General features: G+C 31.2%; 21 protein-coding genes and 1 pseudogene. 2 read left to right on the forward strand and 20 right to left on the reverse strand.

Going from position 1 to position 25,711, the window contains the following annotated elements:
* Positions 1-10: 10 nt before the first annotated feature.
* Positions 11-1,336 carry a glycine/sarcosine/betaine reductase component B subunit gene (locus CLJU_RS13755; protein ID WP_013239428.1) on the reverse strand — a complete coding sequence of 442 codons (1,326 nt, stop codon included), beginning with the start codon at positions 1,334-1,336 and terminating at the stop codon, positions 11-13.
* Between the two features lie 577 nt (positions 1,337-1,913).
* Here CLJU_RS13755 and CLJU_RS13760 point away from each other — a divergent pair.
* Positions 1,914-2,567 (forward strand): TetR/AcrR family transcriptional regulator, encoded by a 654-nt coding sequence (locus CLJU_RS13760; protein WP_013239429.1) that lies wholly within the window; start codon positions 1,914-1,916, stop codon positions 2,565-2,567.
* Between the two features lie 400 nt (positions 2,568-2,967).
* Positions 2,968-4,014, forward strand: a complete 1,047-nt coding sequence (locus CLJU_RS13765) for a permease (protein ID WP_013239430.1) — start codon at positions 2,968-2,970, stop codon at positions 4,012-4,014.
* Between the two features lie 202 nt (positions 4,015-4,216).
* Here the strand turns inward: CLJU_RS13765 and CLJU_RS22975 are convergent, their stop codons facing one another.
* The 19 genes and pseudogenes from CLJU_RS22975 to CLJU_RS13850 all read right to left on the reverse strand — a co-directional run bounded on the left by CLJU_RS22975 (position 4,217) and on the right by CLJU_RS13850 (position 25,570).
* On the reverse strand, positions 4,217-4,339 hold the full coding sequence (locus CLJU_RS22975) for an AAA family ATPase (RefSeq protein ID WP_013239431.1): 123 nt from the start codon (positions 4,337-4,339) through the stop codon (positions 4,217-4,219).
* Between the two features lie 445 nt (positions 4,340-4,784).
* Positions 4,785-5,288: a hypothetical protein gene (locus tag CLJU_RS13770; RefSeq protein WP_013239432.1), complete on the reverse strand. Its 504-nt coding sequence runs from the start codon at positions 5,286-5,288 to the stop codon at positions 4,785-4,787.
* 118 nt (positions 5,289-5,406) lie between these two features.
* Positions 5,407-6,330, reverse strand: coding sequence for a DUF1177 domain-containing protein (locus tag CLJU_RS13775; protein WP_013239433.1), 924 nt, complete (start codon positions 6,328-6,330; stop codon positions 5,407-5,409).
* 20 nt (positions 6,331-6,350) lie between these two features.
* On the reverse strand, positions 6,351-7,901 hold the full coding sequence (locus tag CLJU_RS13780; RefSeq protein WP_013239434.1) for a hydantoinase/oxoprolinase N-terminal domain-containing protein: 1,551 nt from the start codon (positions 7,899-7,901) through the stop codon (positions 6,351-6,353).
* A gap of 1 nt (position 7,902) precedes the next feature.
* Positions 7,903-9,003 carry a DUF917 domain-containing protein gene (locus tag CLJU_RS13785; protein WP_013239435.1) on the reverse strand — a complete coding sequence of 367 codons (1,101 nt, stop codon included), beginning with the start codon at positions 9,001-9,003 and terminating at the stop codon, positions 7,903-7,905.
* A gap of 4 nt (positions 9,004-9,007) precedes the next feature.
* Complete coding sequence (locus CLJU_RS13790) at positions 9,008-9,292, reverse strand: DUF6092 family protein (RefSeq protein ID WP_013239436.1); 285 nt, start codon at positions 9,290-9,292, stop codon at positions 9,008-9,010.
* The gene (locus CLJU_RS13795; RefSeq protein WP_013239437.1) at positions 9,285-9,827 is read right to left on the reverse strand and encodes a nitroreductase family protein; all 543 of its coding nucleotides are present in this window, start codon (positions 9,825-9,827) and stop codon (positions 9,285-9,287) included. Before CLJU_RS13795 ends, CLJU_RS13790 begins: the two co-directional genes overlap by 8 nt.
* Before the next feature lie 107 nt (positions 9,828-9,934).
* On the reverse strand, positions 9,935-11,257 hold the full coding sequence (locus CLJU_RS13800; protein WP_013239438.1) for a purine-cytosine permease family protein: 1,323 nt from the start codon (positions 11,255-11,257) through the stop codon (positions 9,935-9,937).
* A gap of 33 nt (positions 11,258-11,290) precedes the next feature.
* Positions 11,291-12,112, reverse strand: a complete 822-nt coding sequence (locus tag CLJU_RS13805) for a nitrilase-related carbon-nitrogen hydrolase (RefSeq protein ID WP_013239439.1) — start codon at positions 12,110-12,112, stop codon at positions 11,291-11,293.
* 211 nt (positions 12,113-12,323) lie between these two features.
* The gene (locus CLJU_RS13810; RefSeq protein ID WP_013239440.1) at positions 12,324-13,967 is read right to left on the reverse strand and encodes a PucR family transcriptional regulator; all 1,644 of its coding nucleotides are present in this window, start codon (positions 13,965-13,967) and stop codon (positions 12,324-12,326) included.
* Between the two features lie 600 nt (positions 13,968-14,567).
* Entirely contained in the window at positions 14,568-15,173 is a 606-nt protein-coding gene (locus CLJU_RS13815) for a lactate utilization protein (RefSeq protein WP_013239441.1), read from the reverse strand.
* A gap of 307 nt (positions 15,174-15,480) precedes the next feature.
* Positions 15,481-16,566, reverse strand: coding sequence for an Ig-like domain-containing domain (locus CLJU_RS21380; protein ID WP_013239442.1), 1,086 nt, complete (start codon positions 16,564-16,566; stop codon positions 15,481-15,483).
* A gap of 221 nt (positions 16,567-16,787) precedes the next feature.
* Positions 16,788-18,242, reverse strand: a complete 1,455-nt coding sequence (locus CLJU_RS13825; RefSeq protein WP_013239443.1) for a basic amino acid/polyamine antiporter — start codon at positions 18,240-18,242, stop codon at positions 16,788-16,790.
* Positions 18,243-18,599: 357 nt separating this feature from the next.
* Complete coding sequence (gene arcC, locus CLJU_RS13830) at positions 18,600-19,550, reverse strand: carbamate kinase (RefSeq protein WP_013239444.1); 951 nt, start codon at positions 19,548-19,550, stop codon at positions 18,600-18,602.
* Positions 19,551-19,570: 20 nt separating this feature from the next.
* The gene (gene argF / locus CLJU_RS13835) at positions 19,571-20,569 is read right to left on the reverse strand and encodes an ornithine carbamoyltransferase (RefSeq protein WP_013239445.1); all 999 of its coding nucleotides are present in this window, start codon (positions 20,567-20,569) and stop codon (positions 19,571-19,573) included.
* A 520-nt stretch (positions 20,570-21,089) separates the two neighbouring features.
* Positions 21,090-21,746 (reverse strand): annotated as a pseudogene (locus tag CLJU_RS21385) (methyl-accepting chemotaxis protein); the annotation flags it as partial.
* Positions 21,704-23,083 carry a methyl-accepting chemotaxis protein gene (locus tag CLJU_RS23380; protein ID WP_013239447.1) on the reverse strand — a complete coding sequence of 460 codons (1,380 nt, stop codon included), beginning with the start codon at positions 23,081-23,083 and terminating at the stop codon, positions 21,704-21,706. The pseudogene CLJU_RS21385 and the gene CLJU_RS23380, both read right to left, overlap by 43 nt.
* A gap of 150 nt (positions 23,084-23,233) precedes the next feature.
* Entirely contained in the window at positions 23,234-24,073 is an 840-nt protein-coding gene (locus CLJU_RS13845; protein ID WP_013239448.1) for a DNA-binding domain-containing protein, read from the reverse strand.
* Between the two features lie 81 nt (positions 24,074-24,154).
* A complete protein-coding gene (locus CLJU_RS13850; protein WP_013239449.1) occupies positions 24,155-25,570 on the reverse strand; it encodes an amino acid permease in 1,416 nt (471 codons plus the stop codon).
* Positions 25,571-25,711 lie beyond the last annotated feature (141 nt).

Here is a 25,711-nt window from a genome sequence, read left to right on the forward strand (position 1 = left end):
TTCCACCTCCCTAAAACTCTTTCATTGTCTTTGGTGACCATCCACAAATTTGATCTCCACAGAACATAGCATTATTTTCCATAATTATTGAACCATCTTTTCGTACAGAAGGTCCAAGTATTTCATCATTTGCCCAACCACCGGACAATCCATCTCTACCAAGTGATTCAAGTTCACCAATTACTGTTTCCATAGGAGGAAGCTCTATAAGTTCTGAAACGTTTCCAGTAGAAACTATAGCATCCGCTTTTTCATCAAGAGCAACCAAAGGTTGTGATTCTCCATCTCTACCTGTACATTCATTAGTAATTCCTACAGTTTTAACCCCTGCATCCTCTAGTGCCACAATACATGCAATAAAATCAGCATCAGGATTACCATAACCTTCTTCAGAAACTATAGCTCCATCTGCTCCCAAGGACTTTGCCATTTGAGCTACAAACAACGCTGCACGGTTTTTCTGATCCAAAGCAACATTTAAGTTTGACATTATAACACCTAGGAAATTTATTGTCTTTCCATGCTCTGCATATAACTCTTTAATAGTAGGATTATTTTGAAAATCATATGTTGCCCATTTTGATGATACTGGCATAAAGCTTCCAGAAATCATTGCTCCATCTAAAATTTCATTTGGATGCATAAATGTAGGAACAATATGGTTTGTATCCCAACCGTAAACAAGATCATTGTAACCCATTTCTTCCATCTGTGATTGAGGCTGCATAACAAATACAACGCTTGGAAGCTTTTGAACATCTTCAGCTCTTTTGGTAACAGGAGTCAATTCAAAAGTTTCAATATCTTCGGGCTCTAAATCCTTTACACAGCTTCCTATATATTCAGCCAGTTTATGTCCTGCCCATCTCAAAGCTTTATTTTTCTTCTGTTGTTCATTTTTCTCAAAATCTTCATCTGTATCTCCAACAAGGACAATATTTTTCAGTTGTGAAAAGTAAGTATACTTTGCTCCTTCACCGCTCATATCTATTAATCCATCCTGGAATCCACCCCAATGCTTGCCAACTACAAGCAAACTGCAGTCCTTAAGTGCATGTGTACGACCATTTCCAACTGGAGCTACATCCCCAGTTACTCCTGGAAATAATGTGGTTCCATCAACCTTAACTCTACATTCTATAGCTTCCTTTACAGGGACAAGACGAACCTTGTCTCCAGGCTTTACAATTAAAAGATCTGCCTCAGTAATATGTTCATCTTCCAATACATAATCTAGAGCTTCTTTTTTGTTAATTGTTAAAATGCCCTCTTTATAGTTTGTTGTTTCACCAAAAACGACATCTTTAACATGAAAGTTTCCAATTTCAAGTTTCATTAATTATACCTCCTTTTATAAATTAATCTATACCTTTACACATTATTCTCAGTTTACATAATACAATAGCGCTATTTGTTTTAATTTTAACACCGTCATGATTATGTTTCAATCGCATTTATAATATAATCGCGATTGAATTTTCTGATAGATTCTATTTGTTATTTTTATAACAGGTTTTATGTTTAACAAAAACTGTTATATATTGGTAAAAAAATTGTGAACCACACACAAAAATGTCCCACTTATTCCAATTTTCTTGTTCACAACAAGCTTCTAACCATTAAATATTCAAATGCTAATAAATGCAGTAAATAAGCCATGGGGGATATTATCATATCTAATAGTTCATCCATTATAAACAAGTTTTCTCAGAATAACTGTGGCATTTGAAAACGCGATTGTATGGAATATATTGGGTAATTAATTACATACCTTGATTAAGTTAGTCTATTGTGAACTCTAGCATTTCATGGTATAATGAATAATTGTAAAATTGCAATTAAAAATTAATTGCAATTATTTTTTAATCTAACTACTTAAATAGAAACTAATATTTTAAACATTGGAGATAAATATGGTTAAAAAAACAATTAAGAAACACAGAAATATGAGTTATTTTATTGATGCTGCTTCTAAAATTATGGATGAAGAAGGAGTACAATCTATAACAATAAGGAAAGTAGCTGATATGGCAGGATACAATAGTGCTACCTTATATAACTACTTTGAAAATTTAGATGAACTTATTCTTTATGCTTCTATAAGACATTTAAGAGAATATACTTTTAGTCTTTCTCAATATATTAACGCTCTTCATGATAATATTGATAAGTACTATGAAATTTGGAAATATTTTTGTAAATATTCTTTTTCAAATCCAGAGATATATAATAATATTTTTTTTGTGAAGCACAGCAATTCTATCTCAAATATTATTGAAGAATACTACTCAATTTTTCCTGAAGAATTGGGAGATCATTCCGAGAATTTGCTTCCTATGCTTTTAAAGAGTAATTTATATGAGAGAAACCTAGCTCTTCTAAAAATAATAGCAGATAATGGATATTTAAAACCAGAATGCCTAAATGATCTCAATCAAATGACCATACTCTTGTATCAAGGTATGCTTAATAAAATATTGAATGATGAGCAAACCTCTAGTGTTGAAGAGTGCTCAGAAACAATGTTAAGGTATATTAAACAACTAACTACTTCTTTTATAAATTAATTTAAGTCGATCTAACAATAAAAAGAACATCCCCAGGTTTGTGTAAACTAAAATAGATATGATAAAAATTACTATATGACTGAGAGCTGAATTTTAAATGCAATGAAATGTTTTATATAAAAGAGTAAGTACCATATTGTATTTGCTCTTTTATTTTGTCATGTTTTAATATAGAACATATTTTTAAAATATTGTATGTAAGTGTTTTATTAATACATTTTACTTATAGATAAATTTTATTTATTTTAAGATCTAATAATACTTCTACTATAATAAAAGCTGTGATAACATAAAAAAGAAAAATGGAATAAGACATGCATTTTGCATATTGGGAGGATTATTTTGGAGAAAAATTAAGTATTTTTAAATATAAAAATAAAACTGGGGGGTTTACACAAAAATGGAAACGAAAAAACAAAATTATAACACAGTACTAATTTTAATTTTTGCAATTGTAACAATTGTAGGGTTATTTTATGTGAAATGGAGTCCTTATTATTCTAAGGCATTTGTAGCAGCTTCAAAACATTCTATTGGAGCTTCTATACTTACAGGAAAGTCTAATGCTTCACCAGCTCCTTCATTGGCCGCATCTTTAGGATATATGTCTGCATATTTTAAAGCTGTATGGAAGGCCGTAATATTAGGTTTATTACTAGGTTCATTGGTACAGGTAGCAATACCTAGAAATTGGATAAGAAAGTTTATAGGAAGTAATTCACTTAAAAGTACAGTAGCAGCTGGAACTACTGCTCTCCCAGGAATGATGTGTACATGCTGTGCTGCACCAGTTACAGTAGGTCTTAGAAAATCTTCAGCATCAGTTAATGCTGCACTAGCTTTTTTCCTAGGAAATCCGACTCTTAATCCAGCAACTATTATATTTATGGGATTTGTTTTAGGATGGAACTTTGCAATATTTAGAATAGTTATTGGACTTATTTTAGTTTTAGGTATTTCATCCTTAGCAGTTAAATTTTCAAAAAATGAAAACACTAATAATGATATAGAATTACCTGGGCTACAAGAAGAAAAAGAAGATGGAAATTTATTTAACCGTTGGCTAAAAGCTCTTTTTCAATTAACCATAGATACTATTCCTGCTTATTTAATTGTTGTTGCAATATTAGGAGCAGTAAGAGCATGGATATTCCCAGCTGTTACTCCAGCATGGGGAAATAGTATAATTGCTATAATTGGACTTGCAATTGCTGGTACTTTATTTGTTATTCCAACAGCAGGAGAAGTACCAATAATTCAGACATTAATGGCTTTTGGACTTGGAACAGGTCCTGCCGCAGCATTACTTATAACTTTACCATCAGTTAGTATTGTATCCTTATTATTAGTAAAAAGAGCTTTTTCAACTCGTGTACTTGTGTTTGTAGGATGCTCTGTAGCAGTAATTGGTATTATAAGTGGTTTTATAGGTATGGCAGTGCTTTAGTGTGAATTTTATATAAATATCAACTTAACTACCACCTGCTTGAAGCAGGTGGTTTTTATCTGCTGCTTAAGTTTTGAATTCTATTATTTATCCTAAGTACTGCAGTAACTTCTGTTTCAACCATCTTTTCTACATTGTTGTTTTTGCCTAACGGCTGCACATCAAACTTACTTTTGTTTTGACTGTCTTTATCAAAGAGAAACTATATAAAAGCATCAAATATAGTAATCTTTCCCGTTGCATTATCTCCATAGATATTAGTCAGTTTTGAAAAATTCACCGTAAGTTCTTTTATACATTTAAAATTTTTAAAATAATACGGCATTTCAGTAAATATTCACTTTTCAATTGTTATCTTGAATATGAAAAATGTGAATTATATTCATTTTATCCTGTCATATAAATTGAAATTTGACTTAATATTCATTCAGGTAGTTTTGCAATAACTCTGCTAACTTTCCAATGTCTATTCCGTCAACAAAAAAATGATGAACCTGTAAAATATTCTTTTTGATTTATAGCTGCCTTAGTAGCTGGGATTACATATTCCTCTAATGTGTCTTTCAGCTCTACATTAACGACTTTGAATAATTCAGTGTCTTTATTAAAATCAGTGAACTATATTATCTATTTATATTAGAACATGTGTTTGACAATATGATATTAAATAATATAAAACCATTCATCAAATAGGCAATTTTATGTTACATAAAGAAGATTCTAATCAATTAAATAAGCTCACCTCTATATATCTTTTTTATAAATTTTGTTTATGATAAAAATCTTTGAATTTTAGCTGTTTTCCGATCAACTTTAGAATTAAGTCCTGTTTCGTCTTTAATTAAAGTAAAAACAAAGGTCCCTACCGTTCTCATCATTGGGATAAACTTTCCTTTAAATTCAGGAAGAATTCCTTTGATTGCAACATAAGCACTAGAGCATGCTAATATTGCAATTGTATCAATATCATTTAACTTTTTCCATATGCCTTCCCTTTCCGTGTCGAACATTTCACATGGAAATGCAACACTTATATTATTAACATTTATGTTCATAGTTTCTAATATTTTATTCCATTTGTCTCTTATCCTATGTACTGCTATGGCACTGTGTACCATATCTTTATTTTGATCTAAGCTTCTGCAAGGCAGATCATCAGAATAAGAGAGACTTTCACAAGCACATCCAGGACAAGTAATTACTAAAACATTCTTTGATCCTTGAAACATATTTTTAATTCTTTGTTCATCTAACATTTCACTATATAAACCCATAATTACCTCCGAAAAATACAATAGCTATTTTACATAATCCTATAAAATAGCTATAATACACACTTCTATAATAGCAACCAGTTTCAATATTATTATATTTCTGATAATTATTTTTATCTTACTTTTGAAACTTGGTCATACTGCCATAAATTTCATTCAATTTTTTAAATTCATCCTCATCGTAAAAACTGCAATTATTTTTTCCAAAAGCCTTAGCTACTTCTATTGCAAAGCCTGCTGCCAGTGATATGTCTTCTATGTGACTTGCACCCGTGTCACACCCTGCAACTAGCGATTCTGTAGTTATGGCTACCCCAACAACCGGTGAGCTTGTCGCAGTAGATGGCTGTAATATACTATTGATATGAGAAATTCCATTTCCATAAGGAGTAATATCCTGCATAGCTATTGGAAATGTAACTCCCTTTTCTCCACTAGTTTTTTCTAGTATTTCGAGTAAATCATAGGATAGCTTAAGTATATATCCTTCTTTAACCGTAGGAGATATTGCCACTCCTTTATGGTTAACAATCTTATTTCCTTTTGTAGTATCAATAGATAGTATAGCATCCATTTTTGATTCAACTTCATTTTCATTCATAGTATACATATTAACCGGTGAATTCATAAATGGAGCAGGATTATGCTCCAAGGTAGGAGCATTAGGGCAAATATGAGTAGATATTATTACATCACCATTTAATTTATCCCCTTTATCGCTCATAATTCCAAGCTTGTAAGCTGCAGTAAGTGCTGCTACCGCTCCATCTCCATCAGACACCATTCCAATGACATCTGGTCTTGCTCCAATACCTCCAAGCCTTCCAACAACACCCAGAGTAGGCGCATATCCACCTTGAGATTTTCCATTGATTCCAGGAATCTTTATTTTTACAAAATCAGTATAACCTTTATCACCAGATATTCTCGTGCTATTAATATCCTTTACACCATTTTTTGTGAAAAAATCCACAACTTTTTCTCCATCTATCTTCGGATCATCCAATAATTCATATATATCAATGGCTTGCTTTAATATCATATTTATTCCTCCAAGTATAGTTATTTTAAGAGATTTCCTGCAGCCTTCACTCTTATCCTTGTTGCATTTCCTGGAATATACGCAAGTGGTACATCGTCAATATCTACAATTTCTATGGATGAAGGATCAGCTCCTGCTTTAATTGCCTGTTCAATAGCCATATTTTTGGCTTCTTCGATAGCTTCGTCTCGTCCAATCTTATCCAACATAAATATTTTTTCAACCTGACCACTTATTTGGGATATTGCTGCACCAATAGCATTTGCTACATCAAAGTAATCGGGTCTTATGACTTCTGATGCCCCTGCCAATTTGTCTGGAAGAAGCACACTTCCCCCACCTACCAATACAACTTTCATATCATTTGCATTTGTCTTTATTCTATCAATTGCCCCTTCTGCCATATCTATTATTTTTTCATATACTTCTTTTGCCATTTCTGAGTCAACTTCTTTTACTTTTTCGTTATCACCTATTTTAGCTATACCAAGTGAGGTTACTATATCCGAAGTAGTAAGCGTATCTCCTCCAAAACACAGTGACTTTTCTATAAGTTTATATCCAACACTATCCGGTCCAATTGAAACTTTATTGTCAGCTTTTCGTATAACAGTTCCTCCTCCAAGTCCTATAGATACAAGATCTGGCATACGGAAATTTGTCCTTACTCCTCCTATTTCAACTGCAGTAGAAGACTCTCTCGGAAATCCATTTATAAGTACACCAATATCCGTAGTTGTACCTCCTACATCTACAACAAGTGCATTTTTTTGTTTTGCAAGGTAAGAAGCTCCTCTAAGACTATTAGTTGGTCCGCAGGCAATAGTAAGTATAGGATATTTCATTGCATAATCCACAGACATAAGTGTGCCATCATTTTGTCCAATATAAACTTGACAATTTATATTTTCATTTTTAAGCGCTTTTATAAAACCTTTAACAGTAGTTTCTGCAACATCTACCAGAGATGCATTTAATATGTTTGCATTTTCACGTTCCAGAAAACCTATACTTCCAATTTCGGACGATAAAGATACTGGTACATTTGGCATCTCCTCTTTAAAAATTTCTGCAGCCTTGATCTCATGTTCATTTGATACAGGTGAAAATACAGATGTAACTTCTATAGAATTGACTTTTCCCTTTATTTCTTTTGCTATTTTTCTCAAATATTCTTCATCAAGTGTTGAAATTTCACTTCCATCAAATTCAAATCCACCTTTAACCATATACCTAAAATCACCTATTGCTTCTTTAAGGTCTTCAGGCCATCCTGTCATTGGCTTTATTGCTGTGGTAGCAGGAAGCCCAATCCTTATAACACCAACTTTGTTTAACCTTTTACGTTCAACAATTGCATTAGTACAGTGTGTAGTTCCAAGCATAGCGTATTTTATATCTTCCCTTGGTACATTGCTTATTCTTAAAACTTCCAAAAGTGCCCTGTATATTCCCGAACTTACATCTAAAGTAGTTGGAGTTTTTATTTTTGCTACAGGGGTTAAACTTTCATCAAGAATTACTGCATCTGTGTTGGTCCCACCAACATCTATACCAATCCTATATTTCATTTTAAAATTCCCCCATTCTGCTTTTAATTCTTTGTTCAATAGGAACATAATTTACATCGTAACCAAAATATCTTGGTCCTACAGTCTTAATTCCCGCTTCAGTTCTCCATTTTTCATCACAAGGTATACAGATTACCACTCCTCTGTTTCCATATCTAAGTGTTTCCGTTGTTATGGCATGTCCCGTTTCAATATCAAGTACCACAATGAGATCTGGCACTGTAGCTAGTACTTTTCCATCATCAGTTTGTGCCATTAAATTTTCATTTTGGAATTCAATTTTAATTGATTTTCCCTTATATTCGTCAATACCCATCATTTTACTTTCTCCACGTACAAACCCACCATCTGTTTTTCTCAATATATCACATACCTTGCCTTTAAATAATTCAAATCCTCCACTTGCCTTGAGTACTGCATCAACAGGATTTGTATTATTACTTTTTGCTATTCTTATAGCACGTCCAACTTTTTCAGTTGTGCTTATAATTCCTTTAATTGAAGTTTCTTTGACTTGAGACCCTGTCATAGCATAGCTTGCCAGCATCGTTGAGCCGCCCGATACTACAGTTACAGCCCTAGCTAAAGTTTCAGTCCACTTATTGTTTATAGTATTAAACATAGTAGCATTTCCCTTTTCGTCACATAATATCATTGGTGTTGATTTTACTCCACCAAGGCTGAAAGTTACCATTTGAAGTTCTGGAAAAGCTCTTCCCATTCCATCTGCATCTACAACAGGTATTCCTAGTGTTGCCGCCACTGCAAAAGGTATCATTGAATTAAGCCCCCCTGCTTCAATTGGAATTGTAGCAGAAATTTCTTTTCCAAGATAATTTTTTAAAAGTGAAAAAGCACTTAAGGCTTCTTTACCGTTAGGTATTTTTTCAATTAAAATAGTCGGTGCCCCCATCATAGAACTAGGTACAACAATTGCATCCTCTGGTACTTCATCCACATCAAGTAATGTAACTTCTCCATAAGTTTTTATGGCATCAATAGCCATAAGTTTGCCAACGTATGGATCTCCACCACCGCCTGTACCATATACTGCAGCTCCAACTGCTATATCCTCAATTTCTTTAACACCTATTTTCCTCATAGCCTTACTTCCCTTCATTTACTATTAATTGTACTAATTTATCTGATACACTATTAAGCATCTTTTCAAATGCTGCATCATCACTCATGCATAGAGATTTTTCCTCATTTATTATATTGGCTATTTCATTTAAATTTTCATCTTCAACAAGATTCAGCTCATTAAACAGTTCAATTATTTTTTGAGTTGTATCAATAAGTCTAAGCGAGCCGTATATTTTAGGTTCATTTAGACATCCAACTGCACTTGAAACAATATAAGCAAGCAGCTCAATCAATTTTTCATTCATATGTTTTTTCCTCCCAGTCGTTATAAAAAAGAACATCCTCTAACTTTCTTTTAGGAGGCGATTTAGTCTCATTTTTAGGATATCCAAGAGTTATTATTAAATCTGGCGATACATATTCAGGGAGCTTTAATATTTTTCTAACTGCCTGAGCATTAAAAGACTTTACAGGGCAAGTCCCTAAGCCTCTTTCTGCGGCCAGAAGCATAATATTTTCTGATGCCATAGAAATGTCCATTATTGCCAGTTCATCTCTTCCCAATTTACCTCCTTTATCATATGCTAATTTTCGATTAGAACAAACTACAATTATGCAGGATGGCTTCCCACCCAATCCCGGACTAAAAGGGAAGATTTTATTCAATTGTTTTTGATCATCTATAATTCCAAACAACCATGGCTGAATATTGCTGCCAGAGGGAGCTGTAACAGCTCCTTTAAGCAATTCCATAACCTCAGATTTTGTAACTGGTTCTTCAGAAAACCTTCTAATGCTTCTTCTCTTTTTCATAACGTCTAATAATACACTATCTGACATATTCTTTCCTCCCTAGTATTTTCCAACGGGTCTTCTCTACCTATCAAGCCATATATTGCAATTTCAAATAATATTTTAACAATTTCATTTACTAGCAATAATTATTGTTATATATCCACAGTTCTCTTAAACTCAATTTTTTCACTTTTAGTTACAGCTTTATATATGATAGACACTAAGTAGTAAATAATTGCACCAGCAAGCAGAGACATTATGGCAGGTATTCCTATATTTATGAATTTTCCGATAATTGATGCAATAATCCATGCTACTATTGCAATAGGATTTATAATTTCACAGCTCTCCGGAAGATTTTCATCATGCCTTGTTGCTTCAAGTAATTTTCTATCTCTCTTTAATATATAATAATCAACAAAAATAATACCTGCAACAGGAGGTAATGTAACTCCAAGTAAAGTTAAAAAACTCTGGAAATAATTTATAATACCTAACATGGATAAGATCGTGCTGAATATTCCTATTCCCCAGGTAGCAGCAGCCCTATTCAATTTTATGTTAAATATAGCATCTATCATGTTAGTTATACCAAGACTTGCAGAATATAAATTTATATCATTTATCTTAAGTGTAGAAAAGATTACAATACCTGCACCAAGCCATCCTGTTATAGACAACATTATGCTTACAATATCACTTGTCCTAACTGCAAGAGCCATTAAAACACCAAGCAAATTTATAGTTAATTCACCAACAAATGTACTTACAACAGTAGCTGCAAAAACATCTTTAGGTCCTTTCATATAACGACTTAAATCAGGAGTTATTATTGCACCCGTTATAAATCCTCCTGCAACCATAGTTGTTGCCGCACCCATGGAAAGAATTTTTCCTGCAGGTTGTGCAGTCATTATAAGATTTCCTATATCATGTCCCGATAACAATTTAAATCCAGCATATACCATGGTGCACAAAAAAAGTGGTAAAGTAACATCAGCTGTAAGACTCAATACCTTATATCCATAAACTACTATGATTGTAACTACAAGACCTGTAATAGCAGACCAAATCTGCATATTAAAAATTCCAGTTGCTTTATATATACCCTCTGCAAAAACAGAATTTTGTATTCCAAACCACCCCATCAGAGATATTGCTATAATTCCTCCTATTATTGATGAACCAGCTTTTCCAAATCCAGACCATCTTGAAAGAAGACTTGTAGAAAGCCCTTCTTTAGCAGCAGCTGCACCTATCGCGAAACTTACCGCCTGGAGGATAACACTTCCAAACATTGTAGCCCAGAAAGCACCCCAAAATGTCATTCCATAACCAAGAGCGGCTCCAAGCATAACTTGTGAAACACATGCCAAACAACCAAGTCTTATTACAAGTACCTCCCACATAGGTCTTCTTACATTACTGGGCACTCTACTTAATGCATAATCGTCTCCTGCTTTTTCTTTTGACATTTAAATCACTCCTCAATTTTTAATATATTTTCATTAGTATTCTTCAACAATTTTTTTATAGATAAGTGGATTTCTGTCTCTCAAATATGGTATTTCACTTCTAAATTTACTTAAATCATTAAGATCAATTCCTACAACCTCAACTTCTTCCAAATCCTTTGGCAATTCTTTTATAACTGAGCTATTTGGTGCACATACCTTGCTTTTTCCAAATAAATGCAAATCTCCTTCTATTCCAACTCTATTTACACCTATAGTAAAAAGTACATTTTCAAGAGCCCTCTGAGCAAGATTGAGATCCCACATATATTCATCTTGTATTCTCCATGCTGCAGGAATGAATATCATATCCGCTCCTTCAAGTGCCAATATCCTACACGCTTCTGGGAACCCAGCGTCATAGCATATTATAATTCCTATTTTCCCTAATTTAGTATTAAAAACCTTGTAGTCTGACCCTTTCCTATAGTAAAGTTTTTCAGATCCACAAAGATGAGTTTTTGCATAACTTCCAAGGACATTGCCTTCATCATCAAATAACACAGCTGAATTATATAACACACCTTTTATTCCTCTTACCTCTGCAAAAGGAGCAATTACAAAAACTTTATATTTTTTTGCGGCCTCAGATATATTCTTTACTATAAAATCATAATAATTTTCTCCCAAAATGTTCGTTTGATTCTTCAAAATATCAAGATTATAACCCGTAGCAAAAAGTTCAGGTAAACATACTATATCGGCTTTTTTATAGCTTGCTTGTTTTATAAAATTTACAGCCTTCTTTACATTTTCCTCTACATTTCCAAGCTTTGAATTCATTTGAACCAACCCTACATTGACAATTTTACTCATTTAATCACCCCCTAATTTTTTGATCTATTTATTGTTTAGATGATAGCAAAAACTTTCAGTAATTAATATAAGCAACTTCATAAAAAAAGCCATAGTTTTTTATGATAATTCATAAAAACTGTGGCTTTTTTTAATTTATGTTAAATAATGTGTAATGCTTTTTTATAATTTATTAATTTGATTATACCATAAAACGCAATTACTTGAATTTCTAATTTGATTTTTGAACCTCGTAAATTATTATACCCATGTATAACATAAAAATTCCTTCGGACGTGTTTAAGGAATACCCAGTAATTTCTTTAATTTTATTCAACCTATATCTTAATGTTTCAGCATGAATAAACAATTTATCCGAAGTATATTTTTTATTCATATTGCAAATTAGATACATTTTTAATGTCTCTAATAGCATAGCATTGTGTTTAGAATCATAGTCTTCTAATTTTGAGATTACGCTATCATAAGAATCGTACAATTCTTTATTATCTTCAAGTAATCCAATAATTTTTGCAAACCTCAGCGAATCATTTTTAGCAATTAAATTATTAGTAGGAAATATTGCAGATATCATACTTTCATAATACATATTTTTAATATATATAAAATCAGTATATTTATCTGAAATTCCATAGGATATACTAATTTCATCTTTCCAGCTTTTATATAAAATTTGTACTTTTTTCTTTATGTCCTGTAAAATATTATCCCTCAATGGAAAAAGTACAAAAACATTATCGTGCTTCTCTGTAATTAAGAAACCATTCTTGTCCAATATACGTATTAAAATAATGTCATAAAATTGTTTTTTATAATCGTTAATCTTATTTTTCATTGAATCATTATATAAAAAGTGAAAACATATTCCAACAAATTTATCTTTATCTGTCCATTGAAAAATTTCACGTATATTTAAAAAGAAACTTTTACTCAGATTATCCTTATTCATTATAATTTCAGTAACCATTTTTTTAATTTTTAAATTGTTAAAATGATCTCCTACATTATTTACCATTTTCGAAGATATAATCCAGCATCCATAATTAATCGTCTTCCTCAAAACTTTATCCTCCGGATTATCTCCTATCCTTATAAAATAGCCTAACGTTTTATCTCTATTTTTTATTTCATGCTTATTTATATATACATTATCTATCTGAATTTGTTTATTACTATTTACCTCATAGAACTTACTTATATTATCTATAATTTTTTCTATTATTAATTCATGCTGTGAGCTATTTACACTTTTTGATATAAGATTATACACACAATCAAATATTAAGACACTTGAATCGGTAAGCATTGCTATAAATTCTACAATTTGCTGTGTATTTTCACCATTTATAATTATATTATTAAATTTTTCAAGAATTGACTTTTGTTCTAAAAGATATTTGTTCTTCTTATAAAAAAGTGCCTCATAAAATTGCGATACTGCATCTGTATATATTAATTCAAATGGTAAAAGAATAAGGGGCAGTGAATATTTACAAGATTGTTCAATCATTTTTTCCGGTATTATCTTTAAATATCTATTTCTCTTTATTCCAAATGCTGATACTCCTTTTTGATGAAGCTTATATATAATATCATCATATTTTTCTTTATTATCCTTAAATGCATAACCAGAGCTTACCAAAAATTCTCCCCCTCTTAGCCAATCAACACCATCAGGAGTTTCAAGTATAGTTAAATCCTTACACTGTTTACTTATTCCACTTTCACCTGAAATTAATTTACATCCTTTAAAAATAGGTATCTTAAGTACATCACTTACAGGTAAACTACTAGTCCCATATTCTATTTTTGTTTTTTGTATCTGTTCATTAAATAAATTCATGTGCTTATTCAAATTTTCATCTCCAATATGGACATTTTCTGATTTTTTAATATAATGCAATATAACTACACTTTAAAATTCAAATCACTTTTTTATAGTATACCCAATTTACTATCAATTGTCCAAATATATTTAATGATGAATTGTGTCAATTTACTTATAGATTAAAAAATCATAGACTTTCCTATGTTTTGACTTAAGCTCCTCTAAAAATTCTAAGCACACTACTTAAATATGTTTTTTTACCAATATTCAATACCTCTATTATTAAATTTTTCTAGACAATTTGGTTATACTATAAATCCCTGATGTAATCAATCTTTTACCTTATCATTGATTTTTTTGTAGACATTGGCATCCTATCCTTTCTATAAAAAATCCCCACCTCTGCAGGTGGAGAAAATACCTTAATTTAGAGAATATAATATCTGCTACATATGCAGCACAATTTAAAAAGCTTCTTCACTAGTATCAATAGCTTACACCCATGCAATCAAAGCCATGCTTATAATCCATTAATTATTTTCAAAAGTATTGACTACCTCTTTTAAGTAAAATGCGAACTAACTAAACGATAAATTAAAATTTAAAAATTCATTCATATATTTTTATCTAATATCCAAGCTTTTCATGAATTAAAACAACTTCATATTTACATCCTGTAGGTTTTCGACATAATACAGAAAAATTTCTACATATTCTCTGTGGGCTTTTACAGTCGTAACATTTATCTCCCTTTACCGCACATGGGGTTTTTACTCCTAAACGTTTTGCATTAAGAGGTGCTGCTATATTTTTTGCTCTATCTAAAGCGTCCTCATAATTTGAAGCTATTTTATTTTCACCAATAATTAAATAAACTTTATCATGTCCAAAACTGATTGCAGATACACGATTTCCAGTATTATCAATATTAATGATTTCTCCTGTTTCGGCAATTCCATTTACTGATGAGATATAAATATCTGCAAAGTTTGCTTTCTTTCTTATCTCCATAGCACTCATGTTTTCAGGTAATCGCATATGCCAGTACACCTCATTATGAGATGCTAGGGCATCATATAATTTCATTTCCTCTACTGTAACTGAGCCTCCTATTCCAATAGTTCTATTGCTCATTTGATTAGACAAATACTTTGTTGCTTCATATGCATGACTAAATTCACTTACATTGTACCCTAAGCATTCGAGGCTATTTTTAAGTTTTGTAAATTCCATAACTATGTCGCTCCTATTCATACTAAAATATTCTTGTACCTCTCATAAACAAATACCTATTTATCTATTAGTTAAATAGGTATCATTACATCGCAATATTTTACGATTGTGATTTAATTGATATAAAAATTGTACCACACTTTTTCATATGCTTTCACAGGTATATAAAAAGTATAGGTATCTTCAACACTACATTATTCAATTATCAAATAGCATCTATACATTCAAATTTATTGATCTACAAACATAAAATCACCGCAAAATCCATTTTCTGAATAATACGGTGCTTTAGTAAACTATTTATTATTTACTTAGTTTGAGGCGGAACATCTCCTCCTTGATCTAAATAATCATATCCATTGGGGAGTACTCTAAACCTCCAATAATGCCTTCTCACAGTTTGGATACAGCCATTATGATAATATCCTTTAGTATTCCAAGTTTCAATTAATGTAATAATATATATTGGTTTATCTGATTCATCTACTTCTGTTTCAAGTTCTACTGGTATACTTTTATTTTCAACATTAACAGATGTTTTAATCTTAGTTGCTGATTGAGGAAATTGTAAATTACCAACTTTTCCTGAAATTTCACTTGGATCTGAGAACAACATAGATAAAGCATCGCTTGCATTATAATCAATTCTTGTGCACCTATGTCCATCTTTATCACTAAATTCTAAAATGACGCCATATGAACTGCTAACTCCAGGTATTTGATATATATCTCCCCCATCACTGGTTTGTCCAATTTTCTGCCCATTTATTGGTCCACATCTGACATCTACATCATATACTTGTTTATTCCACACAATTTTACAAGGAATACATGTATGGCTATGGCTAGGAATTGTATCTGATTCAGGATCATACCATCCACCTGTAACACTTTCTTTCCATTCTTTTAATTGTTTTGTATCATTAGGTCTAGATGGATAGCCATAATATGTAAGTTCTTCATTCGAAGCTGTAAATGGCTTCCAATCTGTTGGGGGTAGATGGGCAAGTATATCTTCCTGACTTTGAGTCGAAAAAACTTTATTAACCGCCTCTAAAGCTGCGCTTTCCTTCAATGACTTAACATTCTTATTTATAGTTATTTTATAAACCTGACCAGGTTTATATTGGCCTTTAGGAGTTACTGTAACTGTTTTGCCGTCATTATTCAAACTTAAAATAGTATCAATCATCTTTCCGCTAGAATCTGTTATAGTTATGTTGTTATATAATGTTTTATTATCGATTTTTTCATTAAACTTTATATTCCATATCTTATTAATAGATACACCATTTTGTTGTGGCAGTTCCTTAGCATAAGTACAAGTATATGCATAAAATGGCAACATCAGCATAAATAAAGATGCAATTGTAATTGTTTTTAAATTACTCATCACTAGTATACTTCCTCCTACTAAATTTAACTATATATGAAAATTATAACACACAATTCATCTTCATGCTTTCATCAACTTAATTATTATAGAATAGTTCTATTTTCGCAGATTCAATTATAAAAAGATTTTAGCATGAAGAAAGGCCTACCAGCATGGAATCTGCTGGCGGCCTTTCTTTTTTCTGCCTAAAAACATTTTACCTACTTTTTATTTTTTAACTAAATCGTAATTTTCCCTGAAACTATCATATATACACTTATAACTGCAAGAATTACTAGAATTGTTACTACACCTTTTTCTACATTTGTAAAAGCAATTGTATTTCCCTCTTTTCTAGCTTTATAAAAAACTAAAATTCCACCTGAAAATAATATAGTAAGAAGAAGCATATAACTTAAGCCTGCTGCATATATAAGCCAAACTGCATATATAACTGACAATCCTGATATAGCCATATCTCTAATTCTTGTATTATCACCTGCAGTATATGTCTCCTTAGTGATAGTTAATTTTAGAGCATACAATGCACTGAAAAAATATGGCACTAATACGGCAGAACTTGCAATAGCGTATAGTATCTGATACGAACTTTTAGCAAAGAAAGCCCATATTAAGAAAACTTGAGTTACTATATTTGTAACCAAAAGAGCATTTTTAGGTGCTCCATTTGCATTTTCTTCTGTAAAAAACTTTGGAAATGCTTTACCTTTGCCTGCAGAATATGACAATTCTGAACATATCAAAGTCCATCCAAGAAATGCACCTAATAATGATATTATCAAACCTATATTTACTACTATAGCACCCGATTTACCAACCATATATTCTAGAGCATATGCCATAGAAGGGCTCTTTAATCCAGCCAATTGAGCTTGTTTCATTGTACCAAGTGCCAATAATGATACTAAAACATAAATAACAAGTACTCCTAGTAATCCTATTATAGTGGCTTTACTGATATCCTTTCTTACTTTTGCTTGCTTTGAAAATACAACTGCACTTTCTATACCAATAAATGCCCACAAGGTTATAAGCATTGTACCCTTTACCTGTGTCAATACACTTCCAAGATTAGTGCTCATATTTCCCCAGAAATCCAAGGTGAATATGTTAACTTTAAACATAATTATTGATACTATTATAAATATAAATATAGGTATAAGTTTTCCAATAGTAGTTAAAACGTTTACCCATGCAGCTGTTTTTACACCTTTTAATATAAGTACATTAACACCCCATATCAATATAGATTCACCTATTAGTGCAGGTAAATTATTTCCATTTCCAAATACAGGAAAGAAATATCCTATTGTACAAAAAAGCATAACCAAATATGAAACATCACCTAACATCGAGCTAACCCAGTGTCCCCAAGCACAATTAAATCCTGTATATTCCCCGAAACCTGCTTTAGCATAGCTGTATATTCCGCAGTCCAAATCTGGTTTTCGCTGAGATAAATTTTGAAATACATAACCAAGTGTAAACATTCCAACTCCAGTAATAATCCATGCTATAATAATTGCACCTGGGCTTGCTACCTTTGCCATATCTGCTGGAAAAGAAAAAGCTCCACCACCAATTATAGAACCAATTACTAATCCAATTAAAGGTACAAGTCCTAATTTTCCTTCTCCTTGGTTTTGTACACTACCTTCTATACCACTTTGCATACTAACACTCCTCCTTATAAACATCAATAATCTTTTGTGAAACTAAGTAAGCGTTAACTTTGTGACTTTCATATAAAAATTTCTACATTTGATACTTCTTTTTGAATAAAATATGCGGTAACTTTATGTCTAGAAATCCTTTTCATTTATAAAATTACTGCCAGATAAATTATATATGGCAGTAATTTTATAACCTAACATTTCTTTATCTCAACTTTACTTTATTAGTAAACTTCCTATGTTATATAGATATTTATTAATAAGATAATAAATATAATTTTGTTGGATATTCATTATACTATACAAACATTACAGCATATAATATAATTTTAATTAGATTGCATTTGTGCGTTAAAATTATACTGTTATAGTTGTACCAGTCAAGCCCATTATGGATTCTTTAGCTTTTTCAAGTGAAGTAATGACTGCTATTCTACCTATTTTTGATTGTACAAAAGATAATGCAGCTTTAACTTTTGGAAGCATGGAACCTGGTGCAAAATGTCCTTCCTCAATATATCTTTCAGCTTCATCTACTGTCATTTTTAAAATATTTTTCTGATTTGGTTTACCAAAATTAATTGATACTTGTTCTACGGCAGTTAAAATAACTAATTTATCTGCATTAAGCAATTCTGCAATTTTTTCTGAAGCAAAATCTTTATCAATTACTGCAGGAACTCCTTCAAGATTTCCATTTCCCTTATCAACTACAGGGATGCCGCCACCGCCTACCGTGATAACAACATGTCCAGCATTAACTAGAGTTTTAATTACAGGTTCTTCGATCACAGTTTTAGGAAGTGGTGAAGGAACTACTCTCCTCCATCCTCTGTTTGCATCTTCTTTCATAACGTATCCTTTTTCATCCATAAGTTTTTTTGCTTGTTCTTCTGTAAAAAATGACCCTACAGGTTTAGTTGGATTTTTGAAAGCTGGATCGTTTTCATCTACTACAACTTGAGTAATTACTGTAGCAATTTCCTTACTTAATCCTCTTTTTTTCATTTCTTCTTTTATTGCCTGCTGAAGTTGATATCCTATATATCCCTGGCTCATTGCGCCGCATTCTGGGAAAGGCATAATTGGATTTTTTTCATTTACTGCTGCAGCTGTTTCATATGCAGCAACCAACTGCCCAACCTGAGGTCCATTTCCGTGTGCTATTACTACTTCATGCCCTTCTTCAATAAGGTCAACAATTGGTTTTGCCGTTTCTATACATGTTTTTAGTTGTGTTTCAGCTGATTTGTCATTAGGATTAGCCTGCAGTGCGTTTCCACCTAATGCTACTACTATTTTTGACATATTTTACTTCTCCCTTCTAACTAATCTCCAAGTGTAGCAACCATAACTGCTTTTATAGTATGCATTCTGTTTTCTGCTTCATCAAATACTACTGAATGCTTTCCTTCAAATACTTCATCTGTAACTTCCATTTCATTTAAACCAAATTTATCATGTATCTGTTTCCCCACTTTAGTTTTTAAATCATGGAAAGAAGGGAGACAATGTTCAAATATTACCTTTTCATTTCCTGTCTTCTCTATCATTTCTTTATTTATCTGATATGGTTTCAAAAGCTTTATTCTCTTTTCCCATACTTCATCAGGTTCTCCCATCGATACCCATACATCTGTATAAAGAACATCTGCATCCTTTACACCTTCATCAATATTATCAGTTATTGTGATCTTTGCTCCTGTTTCCTTTGCTACATTTTTGCATTTAGTTAACAATTCTTCTGATGGAAATAATTCTTTAGGACTAACTATTCTAAAATCCATACCCATTTTTGATGCACCAATCATAAGTGCATTTGCTACGTTGTTTCTTCCATCTCCAGAATATACAAACACCATCTTGTTATATGGTTTATTCAAATGTTCTTTTGCAGTAAGGAAATCTGCCAATACTTGAGTAGGATGATCAGCATCTGTAAGGCCATTCCATACTGGGACTCCTGAATATTTAGCCAAATCTTCAACTGTTTCCTGTGCAAATCCTCTATATTCTATACCATCAAACATTCTTCCAAGTACTCTTGCAGTATCTGCTGCTGACTCTTTCTTTCCCATTTGGCTTCCAGTTGGTCCTAAATATGTTACATTTGCTCCTTGATCCTTTGCTCCAACTTCAAATGCACATCTTGTCCTAGTTGAATCCTTTTCAAACAATAGAACTATATTCTTTCCTTTAAGTTTTGGTTGCTCCGTTCCAGCATACTTTGCCCTCTTGAGATCTTTAGCAAGATCAAGCATAAAATTTATTTCCTTTGTTGTAAAATCCATTAGTGTTAAAAAATTTCTGTTTCTTAAATTGTACATTTAACTACCTCCTATAATGATTATGATTTATTCTAGAATGTAAGTTTCAAAATAAATCAAGATAATTCAAAAAGTTCTTAAAATAAATTTTTAAAATTTACTATCTTCAATACAGTACTTGCATAGAATGATTTACGCATAGGAAAATGAATAGGTTAAATCATTAAAACAATATGTAAAAGGTTGTTTCTATAGAAATTACCATAACTTAATCATATTATTAAATATTTGCCTCTACTTGAACTGATGAACATATATGAATTAGATATAATAATCATATATACGAGATAATAAGTATAGAATATAGAGTTGATACTATATGACTTGTACTAGAAAAATTAAGATGATTAAGATATATTATAAGACTATAAATGAGAAAAAGTAGATACAAATATCTACTTTTCAATAATTATTTGTGTAAAGAGAGGAGAATACATAAAATAATTTGCACACCTTTTTTCCTTAATCCCTGGTGTATGTAGGATTTTTTCACGTATACCAGAAATTATTAAAAGTTTGTTTAAATTTTAAACTTAGAAATTTGAGCTTTCAATTTATTAGCACAATCACTTGCTTTAATTACTTCATCTAATACATAATCTGACTTATCATTAATTTCAAGTACTCTATCGGAAATATTTGATATTTCACTTGTACCTTCACTTGCTGACTGTGTTACATCGTCTATAGTTTTTAACACATCACTAATAGATGCTAAAAGTTCCTCTGATGTAGAACTAAAATCTACTACTAAACTCTCTACAAATTTAGCATCTTTACTATATTCTTCTGATACTGTAAGCATTGATTTGTAGTCCTTATTTACATCCTTCTCCATGAACTCTAAAAGACTGCTGGAACTTTGTGAGAGATTATTTACCGCTTCAATTACTTTATTGGTTATACTTTGTATTTCAGAAGCCGCATCTTTTGATTGTCCTGCAAGGTTTGTAATTTCTTCAGCTACTACTGAAAATCCATTTCCTGCTTCTCCCGCTCTTGCAGCTTCAATAGTTGCATTTAATGCCAAAAGGCCTGTTTGTTCCGTTATTTGCATGATAGTATCTGAAAGCACATTTATTTGTTTGGCTACGCTGGACTTTTTTATAGCAATTTCAAGTTCTTTTTTTGTACTTAAAAACATTTGATAGCTTTTTTCCTGAGATGCTTGTACACTTTTTTAGTTTTATCTGCTCTTTTATTTATTCCTCCGGCCTGCAGTGCACCTGTCTGTGATTTTTCTGCTATAGACTGAGCAGCACTACCTATTTCCTGTGATGTAGCTAACATTTCTTCAGCAGACGCTGTTGTCTCTTCCATACCTGCCGATAATTCCTCTGTACTTGAAGATACTTTTTTTACATCTTCATTCAAATTTGACATTTTATCTTTTATAGTGTTTACTACATTTTCTATTGTACGTGATTCTTCTAGTATAGCTCCTATTAATTCTATAAGTGAACTTTTCATTGAAATTGTAGCATTAGCAAGCTGTCCTATTTCATCTTTTCTTCCTAATAAATAATCACAGCTAGTATCAGAAGTTAAATCAAAGTTGGAAGTTTTCTTTACTAACTTTGTTACAGATATTATTGGATTTCCAATTTTACCTCCAATATATAAGGAAAGTAAGATTGAAAGCACTAACATTATAATTATTACCAAAATGAATCCTAACAATAATGAATGAAGTGGTTTTTCCAATTCATTTTTAGGTACTACAACACCAACAAGCCAATTACAACAGTTAGCCTTAGAAGTAACAAAATATTTTTCTTTACCATCAAAATCCTTTAATAGAGTTATATTATTATTTAATATCTTAGCAAATTTTCCATTCATAATTTTATTAACATTTTTATTTTCATTTTTTGTAGGTTGAAAATCTTTATTGGGATGCATTATAAAATCATTTTTATTATCTAATAGAAATGTATAACTATTATTCACAGGTTTTACTTTATCTAGCATGATTTTAATTGTATTTAATTTAAAGTCACAACTTACAACACCGATTATTTCACCATTTTTTACAATAGGTTCAGATATCGAAACTGTCATTTTTTTTGTAAGTTCATCTAAATAGGGTTCAGAATAAACTAATTTATTTTTTTGGACAGCATCTTTATACCAATATCTTTGAGTACAATCAAAATCTTTATCAGGTATCCACCCAGTTCCATCTAAATATCTTTTATCTTTAAACCCTAGATATATTCCCCCTGTATTAGGATTGTCTTTTGTTTTTTCTTGCAGGTATGTTAAAATTTTTTTATTATCATTTGTGTCCATTTGCTGAATACAATCTCCAATTTCTTTGATTACTTTTCCCTGCTCGCCAATCCATTCGTTAGTTATTTCAGAATATTTATCTGATTCTGCGATAATTTTGCTTTTGGATTCCTTCATTATTAAATCATAAGAAATAAAATAACTTACTGAAGCTAATATTATTAAACTTAATATGCATAGAGATGAAATAACTAATATTATATTGTATTTGATACTTCTCATAAATTGCACTCCTCGTATAATAAGTTTATAACTAGTTAAAGAACTGCTATAGGCTTATTTATTTTTTATATTTCCATATAGATTAAAGAATCTATTTTATTTTTCTAGTGGTGATTCTTCCAACAAGCAAGATTTATTAATAAGAATAATTTATTTATCCTGACATTTAAATATAAGGCCTTCAAAAAACTTATTTATAGAAACCTTTCCTCCTATTTTCCTTTTATGATTTATATAATCCATTTCAGCTTTTACATTGGTAAAATCAAAAAGTGCATTTGCACATGTATGAAAAATATCATCAGCATAATCTTCTATACCCATATTAGCTGTATTAGTAAGTCCTACTTTTATTGCCCTTCTTATCCTTTGCTTTACAACCTGGGCATTATCTCCCAAATAGTTTTTCAAATCATCTAAATTGCATTCTACAAAATTTCTATTATTCTTCATAAGATATAAACTTATCTTGATTATATCATTTGTACCTTTTTCTCCGAGCATACCAAGCATACCTAGAATATGCCTTACTTTGATCAGATTTTCATTTTCAGTTTTGTCAACCTTTTTACTTTTATTTGGAGTTTTAAGCATTTTCTTTATATTAGACAGCATATTCTCCATTTCTACCCTTTCTGCCACTTTTGAAATTACTTTTTTAACCTCAATCTTATTTATTGGCTTATTTATAAAAAATTCTATTCCTGCTTCATAAGACTCTGCTCTTAAATCACTGTCTAATACTTGAGATATCATAATAAAACAAATGCTTGAATCCAAGCTTTTTAGTTTTCTTACAAGAACATTTCCATCCATTTCAGGCATAAGAAGATCTGCAAGTACAATATCAGGCTTAAGTAAAAGTATGTCATTAAAAGCATCTTCACTATTGCATGAACTTCCTACAACTTCAAAATTAACATCTTCTTCTATTATCATAGTTAATATTCTAACTATGCTTATATCATCATCTACAACATAAAATCTCATCCTGATCACCTTCTATCTCATGTTTTTTTATTTTTATAGTAAACTCTGTGTCTTTTTTTTTTTTGAAACAATTGATATAAATTAACTTGCTCTCTCAATATTCCTCTTCTTATTTTTATTAGAAAATAGTACATATCCTATATACAAAATCAAAGCTGTAGGAACACCAGTATAAATAGCCATTCTTTCAGTAGGGTCAATTATCATTGCTATTATTACTACCACATACAATATAATTGCTACAATCGGAGTAATTGGATAAAATGGTGTTTTATATTTTAAATCTTCAACTTTATTTCCTTCTAACATAAAATTTTTTCTAAAGCGCATTTGACATATACAATCGATTGTATAAATAAATATATCAATACTAGCAAGTAAAGATATAAGAAAAAGATAAACTGTATCTGCTGCTATAAAACTTGAAATAATTGCAAATGATGCAAATGACAGAGAGATAATAAGTGCATATATTGGAACCTTTTTTTTATTTGTTTTAGCTAGTATTTTAGGAGCTTGATTATGTTTTGCAAGTGACCAGAGCGTTCTTATACTTGCATATAAAAAAGAATTGGCTGATGATAATGCTGACGTTACAACAATTATATTAACTAAAAGTGAAGCTGATGTAATTCCTGCACTTTTAAACATATATGCAAATGGACTTCCTGCAAGATTTGCCTGTCTCCATGGAAGTACACATCCAATTAAGAAAATACATGTAACATAACATAAAGTTATTAAAATTATAAATCCTCTTATGGCCTTCGGCATTTCTATCTCAGGATTTTTACTCTCACCAGCTGCAGTTGCAATAAGATCAGAACCACCAAATGCAAAAATAGCAGATAACATCGATGCTAATATTGCATTAAAGCCATTAGGAAAGGCACCACCATCAGAAATAAAATTTGTAAATCCAATAGTTTTTCCTCCTATAATACCTGTAATTATTCCAATTCCAGTTATAACAAATAATATTACAGCTATTACTTTAATACTCGCAAACCAAAATTGAGTTTCTCCAAAATTTCCAGATGGAAGAATATTAAGAACTGCTAACAATATAGTAAACAATAATATCCAAATTATAGGATTAATATTTGGAAAGATATTTTTCATTATAATAGATGAGGCAACTATTTGTGCAGTAACTGTAACTGCACAGCTTATCCATTTCATAAAACCAGCCGTAAATCCCATTGCAGGACTAATAAATTCTGTTGCATATGCTTGTACATTTCCTGAAACAGGCATTGCTACTGCAAGCTCTCCAAGACAAGACATCATTAAATACATTATCAATGCTCCAATTATATATGCTACTACAGCACCTCCTGGGCCGGCTTTATTGATAACGTTTCCAGAAGCTAAAAAAATGCCCGTCCCTATTGTTGCGCCAACTGTATACATTTGAATATGTCTGCTTGCCATACTTCTTTCAAGACCTTTTGACTTATCAAGTACCTCTTCTATATCGTTTTCATTTGCATCCATATTATTTCCTCCTTAATTTAATTTATAAACCATCAAAAATAAACCGTTTTCTCAAATGTCACAATTAATCATATTTTATGATAAAATGTAAGTTTCAAAATAAATCAAGATAATTCAAAAAAGTTCTCAAGATAAAATTTT

Source organism: Clostridium ljungdahlii DSM 13528 (assembly GCF_000143685.1).
Taxonomy (GTDB): domain Bacteria; phylum Bacillota; class Clostridia; order Clostridiales; family Clostridiaceae; genus Clostridium_B; species Clostridium_B ljungdahlii.

Bases quoted from the DNA above. Each gene is read 5' to 3' on its own strand.
- CLJU_RS13755 (WP_013239428.1), bottom strand. From the start codon at position 1,336: ATGAAACTTGAAATTGGAAACTTTCATGTTAAAGATGTCGTTTTTGGT.
- CLJU_RS13760 (WP_013239429.1), top strand. From the start codon at position 1,914: ATGGTTAAAAAAACAATTAAGAAACACAGAAATATGAGTTATTTTATT.
- CLJU_RS13765 (WP_013239430.1), top strand. From the start codon at position 2,968: ATGGAAACGAAAAAACAAAATTATAACACAGTACTAATTTTAATTTTT.
- CLJU_RS22975 (WP_013239431.1), bottom strand. From the start codon at position 4,339: ATGCCGTATTATTTTAAAAATTTTAAATGTATAAAAGAACTTACGGTG.
- CLJU_RS13770 (WP_013239432.1), bottom strand. From the start codon at position 5,288: ATGGGTTTATATAGTGAAATGTTAGATGAACAAAGAATTAAAAATATG.
- CLJU_RS13775 (WP_013239433.1), bottom strand. From the start codon at position 6,330: ATGATATTAAAGCAAGCCATTGATATATATGAATTATTGGATGATCCG.
- CLJU_RS13780 (WP_013239434.1), bottom strand. From the start codon at position 7,901: ATGAAATATAGGATTGGTATAGATGTTGGTGGGACCAACACAGATGCA.
- CLJU_RS13785 (WP_013239435.1), bottom strand. From the start codon at position 9,003: ATGAGGAAAATAGGTGTTAAAGAAATTGAGGATATAGCAGTTGGAGCT.
- CLJU_RS13790 (WP_013239436.1), bottom strand. From the start codon at position 9,292: ATGAATGAAAAATTGATTGAGCTGCTTGCTTATATTGTTTCAAGTGCA.
- CLJU_RS13795 (WP_013239437.1), bottom strand. From the start codon at position 9,827: ATGTCAGATAGTGTATTATTAGACGTTATGAAAAAGAGAAGAAGCATT.
- CLJU_RS13800 (WP_013239438.1), bottom strand. From the start codon at position 11,257: ATGTCAAAAGAAAAAGCAGGAGACGATTATGCATTAAGTAGAGTGCCC.
- CLJU_RS13805 (WP_013239439.1), bottom strand. From the start codon at position 12,112: ATGAGTAAAATTGTCAATGTAGGGTTGGTTCAAATGAATTCAAAGCTT.
- CLJU_RS13815 (WP_013239441.1), bottom strand. From the start codon at position 15,173: ATGGAATTTACAAAACTTAAAAATAGCCTCGAATGCTTAGGGTACAAT.
- CLJU_RS21380 (WP_013239442.1), bottom strand. From the start codon at position 16,566: ATGAGTAATTTAAAAACAATTACAATTGCATCTTTATTTATGCTGATG.
- CLJU_RS13825 (WP_013239443.1), bottom strand. From the start codon at position 18,242: ATGCAAAGTGGTATAGAAGGTAGTGTACAAAACCAAGGAGAAGGAAAA.
- arcC (WP_013239444.1), bottom strand. From the start codon at position 19,550: ATGTCAAAAATAGTAGTAGCATTAGGTGGAAACGCACTGCAGGCTAAT.
- argF (WP_013239445.1), bottom strand. From the start codon at position 20,569: ATGTACAATTTAAGAAACAGAAATTTTTTAACACTAATGGATTTTACA.
- CLJU_RS23380 (WP_013239447.1), bottom strand. From the start codon at position 23,083: ATGAGAAGTATCAAATACAATATAATATTAGTTATTTCATCTCTATGC.
- CLJU_RS13845 (WP_013239448.1), bottom strand. From the start codon at position 24,073: ATGAGATTTTATGTTGTAGATGATGATATAAGCATAGTTAGAATATTA.
- CLJU_RS13850 (WP_013239449.1), bottom strand. From the start codon at position 25,570: ATGGATGCAAATGAAAACGATATAGAAGAGGTACTTGATAAGTCAAAA.